This is a genomic window from Croceicoccus sp. (assembly GCF_983967925.1).
In genome coordinates this window covers 115,591-131,021 of the sequence record NZ_CFETID010000005.1, presented here as the reverse complement: position 1 = coordinate 131,021, position 15,431 = coordinate 115,591, and the positions used below count along the sequence as shown (strand labels likewise).

Sequence of the window (15,431 nt, the reverse complement as noted above, 5' to 3'; positions counted from 1 at the left end):
TGCTTCCGGTTATGGCGGCGTGTCTCCTGTCGGGATGCAATATCACCGATGTGGATGACGGCCGTCCCGAAAGCGCGCGCGAATTTCCCGAAGCCGATCGCCCCGTATCCTCGCTGGGTGCCAGCCAGTTCGCATCCGAACGCGCACGTGACGACCGGCGCGAGGCCGTGACGGTGATGGACCTTGCCAATATCCGCAAGGGCATGACGGTCGCCGACATCGGCGCGGGCGAGGGGTATTACACCACCCGCCTTGCCGAACGCGTCGGCGACAATGGCCGGGTGCTTGCGCAGGACATCGACCGCGAGGTTCTGCAGAGGCTGGGTTCACGCGTCGAGCGCGAGAGGCTGGATAATGTCTCGATCAAGCTGGGACAGGAAGACGATCCGGGTCTCCCCGAAGCCAGCTTCGACCGCATCTTTCTGGTGCACATGTACCACGAGGTGACCGAGCCCTACGCTTTCCTGTGGAGGCTGAGGCCGGCGCTGAACCCCGGCGGGCAGGTTATCGTCGTCGACGTTGACCGCCCCACCGACAGCCACGGGATTCCGCCCAAGCTGCTCTTCTGCGAATTCGAATCGGTCGGCTTCAAGCTGGCCGCTTTCATCCGCCGCCCGGAACTGGCAGGCTATTACGCCCGTTTCGAAGCTGCGGGCCCAAGGCCGGATCCGGCCGACATAGAACCCTGCAAGCAGGACCTTGTTGCAGCAGGGAAGGCGGATGCCAGCGCGGACGGCGCCGGGGACCGCCCTGACAGGATTATAGAAACATGAGTTTTAAGGGACTGCAGCCGATCAACTATGGCGGACGCGAAGTCTGGCCGCTGATCGAGGGCGGGAAGGGCGTTTCGGCGACCAACCACGCCAGTTCGGGCGCATGGGCGGCCGCTGGCGGCATCGGCACGGTCAGCGCGGTGAACGCCGATAGCTATGACGCCGAGGGCAAGATCGTTCCCCAGGTTTACGAGCAGATGACCCGCAAGGAACGGCACCAGCAGCTTATCGACTATGCGATCGAGGGTGCGGTGGCGCAGGTGCAGAAGGCGCATGAGCTTTCGGGCGGCAATGGCGCGATCAATATCAACGTGCTGTGGGAAATGGGCGGCGCGCAAGCCGTGCTGGAAGGCACGCTGGAGCGTACTAAGGGGCTGGTCACCGGCGTGACCTGCGGCGCGGGCATGCCGTACAAGCTGGCCGAGATCGCGCAGCATTACGGCGTGCATTACCTGCCGATCATCTCCTCCGCCCGCGCATTCCGCGCCCTGTGGAAGCGCAGCTATTCCAAGGTGCCCGAGCTGATGGCCGCGGTGGTCTATGAAGATCCGTGGCTGGCGGGCGGCCATAACGGGCTGTCCAACGCCGAAGACCCGCTGAAGCCGGAAGATCCCTATCCCCGCGTCAAGGCGCTGCGCGAGACGATGCGCAAGGAAGGCGTGTCGGAGGATACCGCCATCGTGATGGCGGGCGGCGTGTGGTTCCTGCGCGAATGGAACGACTGGATCGACAATCCGGAACTGGGCAAGATCGCGTTTCAGTTCGGCACGCGGCCGCTGCTGACGCAGGAAAGCCCGATCCCGCAGGGCTGGAAGGACATGCTGCGCACGCTGGAGCCGGGCGATGTGCTGCTGCACCGTTTCTCGCCGACGGGCTTCTATTCCTCTGCCGTGCGCAACCCGTTCCTGCGCAATCTTGAAGAGCGTAGCGCGCGCCAGATCCCCTATTCGCGGATCGAGGCGGGCGACCATACTGTCCAGCTCGACGTCGGCGTGAAGGGCAAGAATTTCTGGGTCACCCCGCATGACCGCGAACGCGCGCGCACATGGGCCGCGGCGGGCGAGACAACTGCGCTGAAGACGCCCGACGACACGGTCGTGTTCGTCACGCCTGAAGAGCGCGAGACGATCCGCAAGGATCAGGCCGACTGCATGGGCTGCCTGTCTCACTGCGCGTTCTCGTCGTGGAAGGACCATGACGATTATACCACCGGGCGTCTCGCCGACCCGCGCAGTTTCTGTATCCAGAAGACGCTGCAGGACATCGCGCATGGCGGCGACACGGACGAGAACCTCGCCTTCGCGGGACATGCGGCCTATCGGTTCAAGCAGGATCCGTTCTACTCCAACGGCTACACGCCCACGGTGAAGGAACTGGTCGACCGCATACTCACGGGCGACTGATCGGATGGGAGGCCGCAGCGGATGGGTGAACTGAAAAAGGGCGCCTGCCACTGCGGTGCCGTCCGGTTCGAGGCGGAGGTCGATCTGACGTCCGCCCGCCGCTGCGATTGTTCGATATGCCGGATGCGCGGCGCGGTCGCGGTCAGCGCGCCGCTCGACAGGTTCACCCTACTGGCGGGCGAAGATGCGCTCCGGCTCTATCAGTTCAACACTGGCACGGCGAAGCACTATTTCTGCGGGACCTGCGGGATCTACACGCATCACCAACGCCGTTCGAACCCCACGCAATACGGCGTGAACGTCGCCTGCCTTGAAGGGATGAGCCCGTTCGATTTCCGCGAAGTCGAGGTCCTCAACGGGCAGGCCCATCCCGGCGATACGGGCGCCACCCGCCGATCCGGCGTTCTGCGTTATATCCCCGACTGACGCATTCGCGCGCATTTGTGTCGGCGGCGCGCTGCCGCGATGTGGCCTTATAAATCACCCGGCTCGAAACCGGTTGAGCGCCGGGCCGTCACTGCCTAGATCATGTGCATGCCCAGCCCACCGCTCCTCGAACTGTCGGACCGTGCGCGAGAGATCTTCCGGCTCGTCGTCGAAGGTTATCTGAGCGATGGACAGCCCGTGGGGTCGAAAACTCTGGCGGGCGGGCTGGATCTGTCGCCTGCCTCGATTCGGTCCGTGATGGCGGATCTCGAACGGCTGGGCCTGCTTGCCGCGCCGCATACCAGCGCGGGGCGGCTGCCGACCGAGACTGGCTTGCGCCTGTTCGTCGACGGCATGATGCAGGTGGCGGAGCCCAGCGCCGCCGAACGCGCCGTAATCGAACGGGAATTGTCCGGAACCGGGCCGGTGGAAACCGCGCTTGCCCGCACGTCTGCGCTATTGTCCAGCCTGTCGGCCTGTGCCGGCGTGGTGATGGTCCCGGCACGCGAACCGCGGCTGCAGCAGATGAGCCTTGTGCCCCTGGGCGACGACCGCGCGCTGGCCGTTCTGGTGGGCGAGGATGGCGACGTCGAAAACCGCGTCATACCGCTGGCGGGCGGGACCGATCCGGCGGCGCTGGAGCAGGCCGCGAACTATATCACTGCGCGGCTGCAGGGACGCACGCTTGCCGAAGCCGCGCGCGCCATGCACCGCGAAATTGCCAGCGAACGGGCCGAACTCGACGATGCCGCGCGCGATCTTGTCGAGCGCGGGCTGGCGGTGTGGAGCGAGGATGCGGCGCGCCGCCCGGTGCTGATCGTGCGCGGGCAGGCCAATCTGCTGGATGAGGTCGCGATGGGCGATCTTGAACGCGTGCGCATGCTGATCGACGATATAGAACGGTCCGAACAGGTCGCAGCGCTGCTCGACAATGCGCGCGACGCGGATGGGGCGCGGATTTTCATCGGCTCGGAGAATAAGCTGTTCTCGCTTTCCGGCTCCTCGGTCATCGCCTCGCCCTATCGCGACCGCGAGGGAAAGGTGATCGGCGTGGTGGGTGTGATCGGGCCAACGCGGTTGAATTACGCGCGGCTCGTCCCCATGGTGGATTTCACCGCGCGCAGCCTTGGCCTCAGCCTTGATGCGCGTGTGGGCCATTCGGGTCGCTAGCAGGGGATCGTTTCCCTCGGCAGCCGGTTTGGCGATAGGGTATTTTCGGAACAGTCAGGAATAGAACTAGCGCCATGAGCGACGACAAAACGCGCGACGAAGCAGTCGAGAATGAATTGAAGGGCGTTCCCGAGGACATGATCGAGGGCGAGGACGCCGAAGGGGAAAGCGTCGACGACGCGCTGGCCAAGCTGGGCGCCGAGCTGGACGAAGCGAAGCAGCAGGTCCTTTACGCCCGCGCCGACACGCAGAATTTGCGCCGCCGGATGGAAAAGGAAATCGCCGACGCGCGCGCCTATGCCGCGACCGGCTTTGCGCGCGACATACTGTCGGTTTCGGACAATCTGTCCCGCGCGCTTGAAGCGATCCCCGCGGAATTGCGCGAGGACGAGAAGTGGAAGGGCCTGATCGCCGGTATCGAGGCCACGGGCCGCGAAATCGACAAGGTGTTCGCTTCGCACGGCATCAGCCGCATTGCCGCCAAAGGCCTTCCGCTTGATCCCAACCAGCACCAGGCGATGATTGAGATTCCGACCGACGATGCCGAACCGGGCACGGTCATACAGGAAATGCAGGCGGGCTACATGATCAAGGACCGTCTGCTGCGTCCGGCCATGGTGGGCGTCGCCAAGAAACCGGATTGATGCGCGCATGCCCCCGGCGTTTGGTCGACGCGGGGGCTCGTACCGTCGGTTCGCTACAAATGTTCAGGAACGTTTGGCCCTGCCTCCGCATTGAGTCTGCAAATTACTCGATGCGGAGAATTGCCATGAACATCAAGACCTTTACCCTTCCTCTTATCGCCGGTGCTGCGCTGGCGACGGCGGGTTGTGCCGACAATTATGCCGTCGAAGGCGCTGCGCTAGGCGCGGCAGCAGGTGCTGGCGTCGGCGCCGTGACCGGTGCTGACGTAGGAACTTCGGCCGCCGTGGGTGCTGCTGCGGGCGGGGCGATCGGTTATTTTACGGACAAGAACGACAGCTGCGACGGCTATAACGAAGCCGGCTATCTCGATAACGACTGCCGCTGATTGATTTCGTAAGGGCCGTACCCTTTCCTATTCCGACTCTCGTCGGAGGATAAGGGTGCGGCCCCTTTCGCTGATCCGGGATTCGTGATCCGCACCGGCCTGCTGCGCGAAGGCTGCCATCAGGCCCGTGCCTAGTCCGGGTTTAGCGGCCTTGTCCCTGCCGACGGTTTGTGCATTGCCGATGCCATTGTCGCTGATCGTCAGCGCCCAACCTTTTTCATGACATTTGAAGGCAATATCCACCTTTCCGTCATGCGCCTCGGGGAAGGCGTATTTCGCTGCATTGGTCAGCGCCTCGTTCGCGAACAGGCCCACCGCGACGGCGGTCTGCCGTGGGATCGAGCACTGGTCTATGTCCATCGCGACCGCCACCTTGCTCTCGAACGCGCCGCGGGCGACACGCTGGACGACATCCGTCAGATATTCATGCATGTCGACATGCACGCCTTCGCCGTGTGTGGCGGCCAGATTGGCGTAGGCACCCGCAAAGGTGCTCACACGCCCGATGGCCTCGTCTAGCGCCGCGACCGATGCCGGATCGTCCAGACGCCGCTTTTGCAGCGACAAAAGGCTGGCGACGAGCGCGAAGTTGTTCTTCGTTCGATGCTCCAGTTCCGCCATCAGCATGTCGCGCCGCTCGATCTCAAGATCGCGGGCGGCCGCGGCTTCGCGCACGGCGCGACGCCATGCTTCGGCAAAGATTACGACGATCATTGCGGCAAAGGCATTGATTGCGACACGCGACGGATCGGTCGGAACGACGAAGCGGAAGGAATGCGTCTCAGGCAGAATGCCCCACCACGCCCACAGGAAGCAGATGACATAGGCGACCAGGCCCGCCTGCCAGCGGCCATACAAGGTCGCGATCAGCACCGTCGGATAAACGAGCGCGAAGGGCCCGGACGTCGGTGCCCACATGTTCAGAACCGACCTCAGCAGGATCATCACTGCTGCTGCAATGATCCCGAAGGCGATACCGACGAGGATGCGCTGCCAGCGCGTGTCCAGCGATCCTGCGAAATCCATCGTCCCTGCGCGCAATCCCATTCCCGACCGTCTACCCTGACTCCCGTTCCGAGGGGGGTGATATTAAAGCAAGGCTGCGCTGTCGATAGATAGTTTTGGCTGCATGAAATGTTATAAACCCGTGGAATGCGGTGCTTTCTTGCCAAATGGCAAGATGCTCTCAAGCTGGTCGAGCGGCGGCGCACCGCGCAGGCCATGGCCGCGACGTAACAGGAAAACGTGGCGCACGATCTCGGCTTGCTGCTCGATCCCATAGCGGACCAGCGGGAGCCCCGGCCGGACTGCATAGTCGTACCGGCAGAACGGGTGGCGCATCAGGACCAGCCAGTACTTGCCCCTTTGCTGCGCCTGCCAGACATGCGTCATCTCGTGAATGAACAGCCCCTGCGCGCTGATCGAGCCATGCGCGAAATCATCGCAGTAAAGCGCGTGCTGTGTCGGGAAATGGATATGACCGCACGGTGCCATCACCGTGTTGCGCGGCTGCAGGGGGAACCATTTGCTGCGCCGGATGGTGACGGGCGTGGTGTCGATCGCGTCGCCGAACACCGACGCGACCAGTTCCTTTTCTCCATCCGTCAGCCCGCGGGTGCCACCTGCGGGGCAGGCGTGGGTGGGCTGTGCAGCGCTCAGTTTTCCATCCCCTCATGCGACGCCATGCCGGAATGATCCATCTCTTCCATCGCGCCCGGTGCGGATGGGGTGGTCGAGACCGGCAGTTCCTCCGAAGGGCCAACGATGCGGGCAATGGCCGAAATCTTGTCGCCGTTCTCCAGCGTCAGGATCAGATCTGTCGTCCCGCCCGCCTCAAGCGAGGGATCGACATCGAACAGCATCACGTGAAAGCCGCCGGGCGCGAATTGCACGGTCTCGCGCGGGTCGAGGACGATGGTACCGGCCGATGCCATCATCGACACGCCGTATTCCATCTTTGTTTCATGCAATTGCGCTTCGCCCACGCCTTCGACCGAGGCTCCGGCAATGCGGACCGGTTCGTCGCGCAGCGATTGCAGGGTGAAATAGGCGCCGCCCGGACGGTCCGCCACGGCGGGCAGGCGAATGGCCACATCGGTAAGCAGGAGGCCCAGCTGAGGCTTGGGCTCGGTCGCCTCTTCCTGCAGGTTCTCGTCCACTTTGGTCGAATCGCCGCAAGCGGGCAGGGCAAGCGGCAAGGCCAGAGCGGCGAGGCAGGCGACGAGGCGCGGCGCGGGGGTCATGTGGCGGTTCCCTGAAAAGCAAGTGTGGATGCCGACCAGATAGGGCGCGGCGCGCACTTGTGCCACCGAAAACCGCCCCTATATCGCCCCCACAATCGAAGAGCCGCCAGCGCTCGCTTGCCCCGATGGGGAGTGTGCCGAACGCGGTGTCCGCAATAGAAGGGTGGAATAAACTCAATGGCTAAAGTTATCGGTATCGACCTCGGCACGACCAACAGCTGCGTCGCTGTGATGGATGGCGACAATCCCAAGGTGATCGAGAATTCGGAAGGCGCACGCACCACGCCCTCGATCGTCGCTTTCACCAAGGACGGCGAGCGGCTGATCGGCCAGCCGGCCAAGCGTCAGGCGGTGACCAATCCCGACAACACGATTTTCGCGGTGAAGCGCCTGATCGGCCGCCGTTTCGAAGACCCCATGACCAAGAAGGACATGGAGCTGGTCCCCTATGACATCGTCAAGGGCAAGAACGGCGACGCATGGGTCAAGGCAGGGGGCGAGGATTATTCGCCCTCGCAGATCTCGGCCTTCACGCTGCAGAAAATGAAGGAAACCGCCGAGAGCTATCTGGGCGAAACTGTCACTCAGGCCGTCATCACCGTGCCTGCATACTTCAACGACGCGCAGCGTCAGGCGACCAAGGACGCCGGCCAGATCGCCGGTCTCGAAGTGCTGCGCATCATCAACGAGCCGACCGCCGCGGCGCTGGCCTATGGCCTCGACAAGCAGGACGGCAAGACGATCGCGGTCTATGACCTTGGCGGCGGTACGTTCGACATCTCGATCCTGGAAATCGGGGACGGCGTGTTCGAGGTGAAGTCGACCAACGGCGACACCTTCCTGGGCGGTGAGGATTTCGATAGCGCGATCGTCGAATATCTGGCCGAATCCTTCCAGAAGAAGGAAAACATGGACCTGCGCAAGGACAAGCTTGCGCTGCAGCGCCTTAAGGAAGCCGCCGAAAAGGCCAAGATCGAGCTGTCGAGCGCGCAGACCACCGAAGTGAACCTGCCGTTCATCACCGCCCGCATGGAAGGTGGCAGCACGACCCCGCTGCATCTGGTCGAGAACATCAGCCGCGCCGATCTGGAACGTCTGGTCGACCGTCTGATCCAGCGCACGCTGGAGCCTTGCAAGAAGGCGCTGGCCGATGCCGGCGTGACCGCCAAGGAAATCGACGACGTGGTGCTGGTGGGCGGCATGACCCGCATGCCCAAGGTGCGCGAGACGGTGAAGAACTTCTTCGGCAAGGAACCGCACACTGGCGTGAACCCGGACGAAGTCGTGGCCATGGGCGCCGCCATTCAGGCAGGCGTTCTGCAGGGCGACGTCAAGGACGTGCTGCTGCTCGACGTCACCCCGCTGTCGCTGGGTATCGAGACGCTGGGCGGCATCATGACCAAGATGATCGACCGCAACACCACGATCCCGACCAAGAAGTCGCAGGTCTATTCCACCGCTGACGACAATCAGCAGGCGGTCACGATCCGCGTCTTCCAGGGCGAGCGCGAGATGGCGGCGGACAACAAGATGCTGGGCCAGTTCGACCTGGTCGGCATTCCGCCCGCTCCGCGCGGGGTTCCGCAGATCGAGGTGACCTTCGACATCGACGCAAACGGCATCGTCAACGTGTCGGCCAAGGACAAGGGTACCGGCAAGGAGCAGCAGATCCGCATCCAGGCGTCGGGCGGCCTGTCCGACAACGACATCGAACAGATGGTGCAGGACGCCGAAAAGTTCGCCGAGGAGGACAAGCAGCGCAAGGCCAAGGCCGAGGCGCGCAACCAGGCCGACAGCCTCGTCCACTCGACCGAGCAGCAACTGAAGGAAAATGGCGACAAGATCGACGCAGGGCTCAAGTCCGAGATCGAAGCCGCCATTGCCGAAACCCGCACCGCGCTGGAAGGCGAGGACGTGGAGGACATCAATGCGAAGTCCGCCGCGCTTGCCGAAAAGGCGATGAAGATGGGTCAGGCCATCTATGAAAAGCAGCAGGCCGAAGCCGCTCCGGCGGATGAAGGCGCGGCTGCCGGCAGCGAGGCTGGCGGAGACGAGGATGTCGTCGATGCCGAGTTCTCGGAAGTGGACGGAGACAGCGAGGGCGAAACCAAGTCGTCGTAACTTATCCGCGCCCGCGTCGGGGCCGGACTTGAAAATCGGCCCGCGGGTCTATTAGGCATGAAACGGTTAACCGACCGCGTTAACCTTGCCGATAGGCCCGCGGGTCTATGTATTCGCGGGTCTGCTGCGTTTTTATATCTACGGCAGGCCATTTGCGGCCCGGGGACGCAATCGTGGTGAGGGTCGCTTCTCGCTGATCAGGAATTTGAATATGCCGATCCGGTGCAGCATCGCGCGAACCGGACGTTACGGAGGTTGAGTGGAAACCGAAATCGACTTTTACGAACTGCTGGAAGTCGAGCGGTCGGCGGACGACAAGACGATCAAGTCTGCCTATCGCAAGCTGGCGATGCGCTTTCACCCGGACCGCAATCCGGGCGATGCGGATGCCGAGGCGCGCTTTAAGGCGATCAGCCGCGCCTATGACTGCCTGAAGGATCCGCAAAAGCGCGCGGCATACGACCGTTTCGGCCATGCCGCTTACGAGCAGGCGGCCAGCGGCGGCGGCGGCCATGGCGGGGGGCAGGGCTTCTCCGACATCGGCGATATTTTCGAGACGATCTTCGGGTCCGCCTTTGGCGGCGCATCGGCTGGCGGCCGCCAGCGGCGCGGCGCGGATCTGCGCTACGACATGGAAATCACGCTGGAAGACGCGTTCCATGGCAAGGAGACGGAGATCTCGATCGAGGTTTCGCAGACCTGCGAGCCTTGCCACGGATCGGGCGCGGAACCCGGCACCGGCAAGCGCGGGTGCGAGACGTGCGGCGGTTTCGGCAAGGTCCGCGCACAGCAGGGCTTTTTCGTTGTCGAACGCGCCTGTCCGACCTGTCATGGGCGGGGCGAAGTCATCGAAACCCCGTGCAAGGCCTGCCGCGGCGAAGGCCGCGTCGACAAGGTCCAGAACCTCGACATCACGATCCCCCCCGGCGTCGAAACCGGCACGCGCATCCGCCTGTCCGGCAAGGGCGAGGCGGGGCCGCAAGGCGCGCCGTCGGGCGATCTCTATATCTTCATGCATGTCCGCCGGCACGAGGTGTTCGAGCGGGACGGCACCAACCTGTTTACCAAGGTTCCGATCACCTTTACCAAGGCGGCGCTGGGCGGCACGGTCAGCCTGCCGGGTCTGGACGGCGAATGGATCACGGTGAACATTCCCGCCGGCGTCCAGTCGGGCGAACAATTGCGCAAGCGGGGTGAGGGCATGCCGGTCCTGCAGGGCCGCGGCCGCGGCGATCTGGTGGTCGACATCCAGGTCGAAACACCGCGCAAGCTTTCGTCAAAGCAAAAGGAACTGCTTCGCGAATTCCAGCAGAGCGAGACCAAGGCGCAGTGCCCCGACGCGATGGGCTTTTTCGAGCGGATCAAGTCGAACTTCACGAAACGCTAGGCGCTGGCCTTAGCTGCTTGTTCGGCCTCCACTTCCTTGCGCAGCGCATCGACGAGAGAGGGGCGGCACAGGCCAGCGTCCCGCTCTTCGTCCAGGATCGCGAGGAACACCTCGTATCGGATGGCCGAAAGCGTGTCGTCCGACAGATAATGCTCCGAACCCAAGGTGGAGGCGACGATCTCGATCATCCGGTCCGCGCCGTGCAGGCGGCCCCATAGATAGTCGTTCTCGCGATAGGCGCGGCTGAAGAAGGCGCCGAAATTATAGAACTCGATCCCGCGCAGGCAGTTCGATGCGCCGCCGGGGCGGATGGCCGATGCGTCCTCGGGCGCGATGCGGTCGATCTTGATCGGTTCGAACTCGTCAAAGCCGCGCGCGCCCAGCAGCGGCAGGGTCGCGATATCGTAAAACGGAAAACCCAGATAGGCGAGCAGCAGAATGCGTCGCTGTTCGCGCGGCAATTGGCCCAGTCCCTCCACCAGCAATGCATCGACCTTCGTATCGGTGGCCGCAAGATCGCGGGTCCGGGCGATGCGTTCGACCGCCGCTTCGGGGTCGGCCAGCACATTGACGGCAAGCGCGTCGAAACCGTCGCCAAGCGCGCTGACGCCGTCGAGGCTGGTATAGATCGAAAGCGCGTCATACACGGCCTTGCGGGCCAGTTCGCGCTTGGCGGGCGGCAGTGCGCCGCCGACATCGTTGGGCGAAAGGCGGCGAGCCAGCAGCCGCAGCCGCCGGATGCGGAAGCCCAGATCATGCGTGCGAAAAAACAGGATCGCCTCTTCGCTTGCGCCAAGCTTGCCGCCCGACAGGCTGCCCAGTCCTTCGTGGCGGAAATGGGCGGACAGCGCGCCGATGACGCTTTCGCGCGCGGGTTTTTCGCCGGGGATCGCGCGGTGGATCAAATTGGCAAGATGCTCGACGATCCCGGCAAACTTGCTGCGGGCATAGGAGTGAAAGGCGAAACCCGCCCGTTCGGCGGCGGCTTGCTGTGCGCGTTTGCGCCATTTGGCCAGCCGTTCGGGGGTGGGGCGGTCAAGGAACAGGGTGCGGCCCAGCAGGCGGTCGACGGTGGCCTCGACCTCCGGGCGCAAGCCTTCGACGATGGCGCGCAGGCGGGCGGCTTCCCGGCTGTGGGCATCGATGCGCTCAAGGTCGTCGCGGATCGGCTGTTCGCGCGGGATCGCCGACAATGCGCCGAAGATCGAGGAGAAGAAGCCGATCTCCTTCGGCTCCTCCCTGTGCGGCCTGCCGTTCAGACGCAATTCGGGATGCGGATCAATATAGATGAAGCGCCGGTCGACTTCGCGCGTGGCAGGCCGTCCGTCCAAGGCGGCGATCGCCTCGGCAAAGGGCGCACCGACCAGCACGGCACCGTCGATCAGCGCGACCTGCTCCAGATCATCCGCATGCGCATGATGCGGCATAATCCGCGATAGAAACGCGTCGCGGCTCGCCCAGCCCATGCCCCGTTCTGCCGCCAGCCTCTCGATCTCGGCAATCGTCAGGGGCGGGAAGGCGCCGGGAAAGCTGCTGGTCGCGCGCGCGGCGAATACCAGATCGGTGCGCGGCGCCATGGTCGCATCGCCGCCATGCGCGCGGAAGGAGATCGGCAACCGGTGTTCGGTTTCGCTCGCCAATGCGGGCGAATGGAGCCGCAAGGGCACGCGGCTGCCGCGAAAGTCGGTGGCTGTCACGAACAGGTCGATCGGGTGGCCGGACGGGATCAGCGACGGCCCATCGCCTTGCTCGGCCATGGCGATCAGCGCGTCGTCGATCAGGCGGGCAAGACCGATCCCCGAAAACGGCGGCGCGAACCAGCGCGACCGGATGAGCCGCGACAGCTTGCCCCGCACTTCCTCGCGCGTTTCGGGCGCGACCGTGCGCGAGACGGCATTACCGGGCCGCCGCAGCGCATATTCGACCAGCGGCTGCGCCCAGAGCTTGGAAAAACGGTTGCCGGGCCGCGCCTCGGGCGCGACCAGCACGTCGCTGTCCGCCCTTTCGAGCCAGAGGCGCGTCAGCGGATCGAGCGAGCGGCCCGTCAGCAGACCTTCGGCTAGGAAGATGGCATTCATGCCCCCCGCGCTGGCGCCCGTCAGAATGTCCGGAATGACCCGCAGCCGCGTTTCGCCCTGTTCGGCGATGGCATCCAGCAGCTTGCGATAGGCCTGCTGCACCGGATTGACCGAAGGCTCGTCGCTGCGCGCATCGTGGCTGGCGCGGGCGAAGTGCCAGATTTCCTTGGTGACACCGTGCATATAGACCGCCAGGCTTACCCCGCCATAGCAGACCAGCGCGATCCTCAATTCTTTCTCCCGCATCGCCCGACTGTGGCAGCAGAGCGGTGCGAAAGCCAAGTGAATTGAACGGGGAATGCGCAATTTTCGCCGATTGCGTTCCCCATCCGTTCCCGATAAGCGAGGCCATGGCGAAACCCAAACGCAGATTCGTGTGCCAAGCGTGCGGCAGCGTCGCGCCCCGCTGGCAGGGACAGTGCGCCGATTGCGCCGAATGGAACACGCTGGTGGAGGAAGCGCCCGCCACCGTCTTCGCGGCCAAGCACGATCTGTCGGGCGGGGGCAGGCCGATCGCCTTCACCGCGCTCGATGCCGATACGCCGCTGCCGGTGCGCCAGCCTACCGGTATGGCCGAATTCGACCGCGCGCTGGGCGGCGGCATGGTGCCCGGTAGCGCGATCCTGATGGGCGGTGATCCCGGCATCGGCAAGTCCACCCTGCTGCTGCAGGCCAGCGCCAGCGTGGCACGCGCCGGGAAGGACGCGGTCTATATCAGCGGCGAGGAAGCGGCGGGGCAAGTTCGCCTGCGCGCAGGACGGCTTGGTCTTGCCGACGCCCCGATCCGGCTGGCCAGCGCCACCTCGGTGCGCGACATATTGACGACGCTGGGATCGATGGAGCCGCCCTCGCTGCTGATCATCGATTCGATCCAGACCATGCATTCCGACCAGATCGAAGGCGCGCCCGGCACGGTCAGCCAGGTTCGCGGCTGCGCGCTGGAACTGATCCGCTATGCCAAGGAATCGGGATGCGTGCTGGTCATGGTCGGCCATGTCACCAAGGACGGGACGATTGCCGGCCCGCGCGTCCTTGAACACATGGTCGATGTGGTGATGAGCTTTGAGGGCGAGCGGTCGCACCAGTACCGCGTGCTGCGCGCGCTGAAGAACCGTTTCGGCGCGGTGGACGAGATCGGGGTCTTCGCTATGGAAGGTGTCGGCCTGACCGAGGTATCGAACCCGTCCACCCTGTTCCTATCAAGCCGGGACGAGCCCGTCGCCGGAAGTGCCGTCTTCCCGGCGCTGGAGGGTACGCGGCCCGTGCTGGTTGAGATACAGGCGCTGATCGTGCGCCTCCAGTCGGGCGCGACGCCGCGAAGGGCGGTGGTCGGGTGGGATTCGGGCAGGCTGGCCATGTTGCTGGCGGTGCTGGAATCGCGCTGCGGGCTGAATTTCTCCTCGGCCGAGGTCTATCTGAACGTCGCGGGCGGCTATCGCCTGTCCGACCCGGCAGCGGATCTTGCGGTGGCGGCGGCGCTCGTTTCGGCGCTGGCGGACAAGCCGCTGCCCAAACAATCGGTGTGGTTCGGCGAAGTCTCGCTGTCGGGAGAGATCCGTTCGGTCGCCCACGCACCCCTACGCCTGAGGGAGTCGGCGAAACTGGGCTTTGACAAGGCTTTCGGACCCTCTCTAAGTTCGGCGTCGTTAAGCTCGGAACAAGGGGGTGTGCGATATGACGCGCTCGACCTCTTGATAGGCCTCGTCGACAGGGTGGTGGGCGCAGACTGATTTCATGGACATTTCCGGAATGAACTTCGCCGGTTTCGATCTGGCCGTGCTGGTGATCGTGGGCCTCGCGGCGGTCGGCGGACTGCTGCGTGGTTTCGTGCACGAGGTGCTGTCGCTGGGCGCATGGATCGCGGCGATCGCGGCGATCTATTTCTTCCACGCGCCGCTGACCGAAATCCTGGTCGGTTTTTTCAAGGACAACCAGACCAACGCCGGCCTGCTCGCGTTCGTCCTCTTGCTCCTCGTGCCCTATGGCGTGATGAAGCTCGTCGCGCGCTGGGCAGGGGGCAAGTCGCGCAATTCGGTGCTGGGGCCCATCGACCGCGTGCTGGGGATGGGTTTCGGCATCGTGAAGGGGGCGATCCTTGTGGTGCTGTCCTTCTCGATCCTGGCGCTGGGCTACGACATGGCGTGGGGCGCGGAAGGCAGGCCCGACTGGATCAAGCTGGCGCGCAGCTATCCCTTCGTGAATTCGGCCAGCAATGCGCTGGTCGAGACGATATCCGCGCGGCAACAGGATCTCCAGGATTCGGCAGAGGCGATCTGATGCATTCACCGAGCCCCCGCCGCCCATGAACGCGGCTCGCCTATATACGCCGCAGGTGCTGGCGTCTGCCGTGTCGCTGGCGCGTTACCCGATGACCGACGCGCTGCCCCTTCGCGGTTCGGCGCGTTCCGCCAGTTGCGGAAGCACACTGGAAATCGGGCTTGCGCTAAATGGAGCGGGGCGGGTCGAGACCATCGGCGTGTCGGCGCAGGCCTGCGCGATCGGTCAGGCGGCGGCGGCGCTATTCGCCGAAGGCGCGTCGGGACGCGCTGGCGCGCAGCTTGCCGCCACGGCGGATGATATGAGGGCGTGGCTCGCGGGGCAGGGCGGCATGCCCGACTGGCCGGGGATCGAGCTTATCGAACCGGCGCGCGCCTATCCCGCTCGTCACGGCGCGATCATGCTGGCTTGGGATGCCGCGCTCAGGGCCTTGGAAAATGCCGGCGGATCTGCCGCCGGGCAGCAGGCCTGAGCGCAGCGTTCCACCGATCCGTCACCGGCGGTTCTTGGCAAGCGCGCCTGT

At 64.5% G+C, this 15,431-nt stretch carries 15 protein-coding genes; 11 read left to right on the top strand and 4 right to left on the bottom strand.

Features of this window, described 5'->3' with window-relative positions; translation table 11 throughout:
- Positions 1 to 11 precede the first annotated feature (11 nt).
- From AC4FIJ_RS04975 to AC4FIJ_RS04950, 6 genes are all read left to right on the top strand, one after another.
- The gene (locus AC4FIJ_RS04975; RefSeq protein WP_490335632.1) at positions 12 to 773 is read left to right on the top strand and encodes a class I SAM-dependent methyltransferase; all 762 of its coding nucleotides are present in this window, start codon (positions 12 to 14) and stop codon (positions 771 to 773) included.
- Positions 770 to 2,176, top strand: coding sequence for an NAD(P)H-dependent flavin oxidoreductase (locus AC4FIJ_RS04970; RefSeq protein WP_490335617.1), 1,407 nt, complete (start codon positions 770 to 772; stop codon positions 2,174 to 2,176). Before AC4FIJ_RS04975 ends, AC4FIJ_RS04970 begins: the two co-directional genes overlap by 4 nt.
- Positions 2,177 to 2,197: 21 nt before the next feature.
- On the top strand, positions 2,198 to 2,602 hold the full coding sequence (locus AC4FIJ_RS04965) for a GFA family protein (RefSeq protein ID WP_490335616.1): 405 nt from the start codon (positions 2,198 to 2,200) through the stop codon (positions 2,600 to 2,602).
- 108 nt (positions 2,603 to 2,710) lie between these two features.
- A complete protein-coding gene (gene hrcA, locus AC4FIJ_RS04960; RefSeq protein ID WP_490335615.1) occupies positions 2,711 to 3,772 on the top strand; it encodes a heat-inducible transcriptional repressor HrcA in 1,062 nt (353 codons plus the stop codon).
- A gap of 74 nt (positions 3,773 to 3,846) precedes the next feature.
- A complete protein-coding gene (gene grpE, locus AC4FIJ_RS04955; protein WP_490335614.1) occupies positions 3,847 to 4,416 on the top strand; it encodes a nucleotide exchange factor GrpE in 570 nt (189 codons plus the stop codon).
- Between the two features lie 125 nt (positions 4,417 to 4,541).
- A complete protein-coding gene (locus AC4FIJ_RS04950) occupies positions 4,542 to 4,802 on the top strand; it encodes a YMGG-like glycine zipper-containing protein (protein ID WP_490335613.1) in 261 nt (86 codons plus the stop codon).
- Between the two features lie 27 nt (positions 4,803 to 4,829).
- Here AC4FIJ_RS04950 and AC4FIJ_RS04945 read toward each other — a convergent pair whose 3' ends face one another.
- The 3 genes from AC4FIJ_RS04945 to AC4FIJ_RS04935 all read right to left on the bottom strand — a co-directional run bounded on the left by AC4FIJ_RS04945 (position 4,830) and on the right by AC4FIJ_RS04935 (position 7,111).
- The gene (locus tag AC4FIJ_RS04945) at positions 4,830 to 5,849 is read right to left on the bottom strand and encodes a sensor histidine kinase (RefSeq protein ID WP_490335612.1); all 1,020 of its coding nucleotides are present in this window, start codon (positions 5,847 to 5,849) and stop codon (positions 4,830 to 4,832) included.
- Positions 5,850 to 5,939: 90 nt separating this feature from the next.
- Complete coding sequence (locus tag AC4FIJ_RS04940) at positions 5,940 to 6,377, bottom strand: vgr related protein (protein WP_490335611.1); 438 nt, start codon at positions 6,375 to 6,377, stop codon at positions 5,940 to 5,942.
- Positions 6,378 to 6,457: 80 nt separating this feature from the next.
- The gene (locus tag AC4FIJ_RS04935; RefSeq protein ID WP_490335610.1) at positions 6,458 to 7,111 is read right to left on the bottom strand and encodes a copper chaperone PCu(A)C; all 654 of its coding nucleotides are present in this window, start codon (positions 7,109 to 7,111) and stop codon (positions 6,458 to 6,460) included.
- A 111-nt stretch (positions 7,112 to 7,222) separates the two neighbouring features.
- Here AC4FIJ_RS04935 and dnaK point away from each other — a divergent pair, with 111 nt between their 5' ends.
- On the top strand, positions 7,223 to 9,166 hold the full coding sequence (dnaK, locus tag AC4FIJ_RS04930; RefSeq protein WP_490335609.1) for a molecular chaperone DnaK: 1,944 nt from the start codon (positions 7,223 to 7,225) through the stop codon (positions 9,164 to 9,166).
- Between the two features lie 259 nt (positions 9,167 to 9,425).
- Positions 9,426 to 10,553: a molecular chaperone DnaJ gene (gene dnaJ / locus AC4FIJ_RS04925; RefSeq protein WP_490335608.1), complete on the top strand. Its 1,128-nt coding sequence runs from the start codon at positions 9,426 to 9,428 to the stop codon at positions 10,551 to 10,553.
- Here dnaJ and AC4FIJ_RS04920 read toward each other — a convergent pair.
- On the bottom strand, positions 10,550 to 12,862 hold the full coding sequence (locus AC4FIJ_RS04920) for a patatin-like protein (RefSeq protein ID WP_490335607.1): 2,313 nt from the start codon (positions 12,860 to 12,862) through the stop codon (positions 10,550 to 10,552). The genes dnaJ and AC4FIJ_RS04920 overlap by 4 nt on opposite strands.
- A gap of 119 nt (positions 12,863 to 12,981) precedes the next feature.
- Between AC4FIJ_RS04920 and radA the strand changes: the two genes are divergently transcribed.
- The 3 genes from radA to AC4FIJ_RS04905 are packed head-to-tail and all read left to right on the top strand — an operon-like array spanning position 12,982 to position 15,380.
- Complete coding sequence (gene radA / locus AC4FIJ_RS04915) at positions 12,982 to 14,361, top strand: DNA repair protein RadA (RefSeq protein WP_490335606.1); 1,380 nt, start codon at positions 12,982 to 12,984, stop codon at positions 14,359 to 14,361.
- A gap of 4 nt (positions 14,362 to 14,365) precedes the next feature.
- Positions 14,366 to 14,908, top strand: a complete 543-nt coding sequence (locus AC4FIJ_RS04910; protein WP_490335605.1) for a CvpA family protein — start codon at positions 14,366 to 14,368, stop codon at positions 14,906 to 14,908.
- A 25-nt stretch (positions 14,909 to 14,933) separates the two neighbouring features.
- Positions 14,934 to 15,380 carry an iron-sulfur cluster assembly scaffold protein gene (locus AC4FIJ_RS04905; protein ID WP_490335604.1) on the top strand — a complete coding sequence of 149 codons (447 nt, stop codon included), beginning with the start codon at positions 14,934 to 14,936 and terminating at the stop codon, positions 15,378 to 15,380.
- Positions 15,381 to 15,431 lie beyond the last annotated feature (51 nt).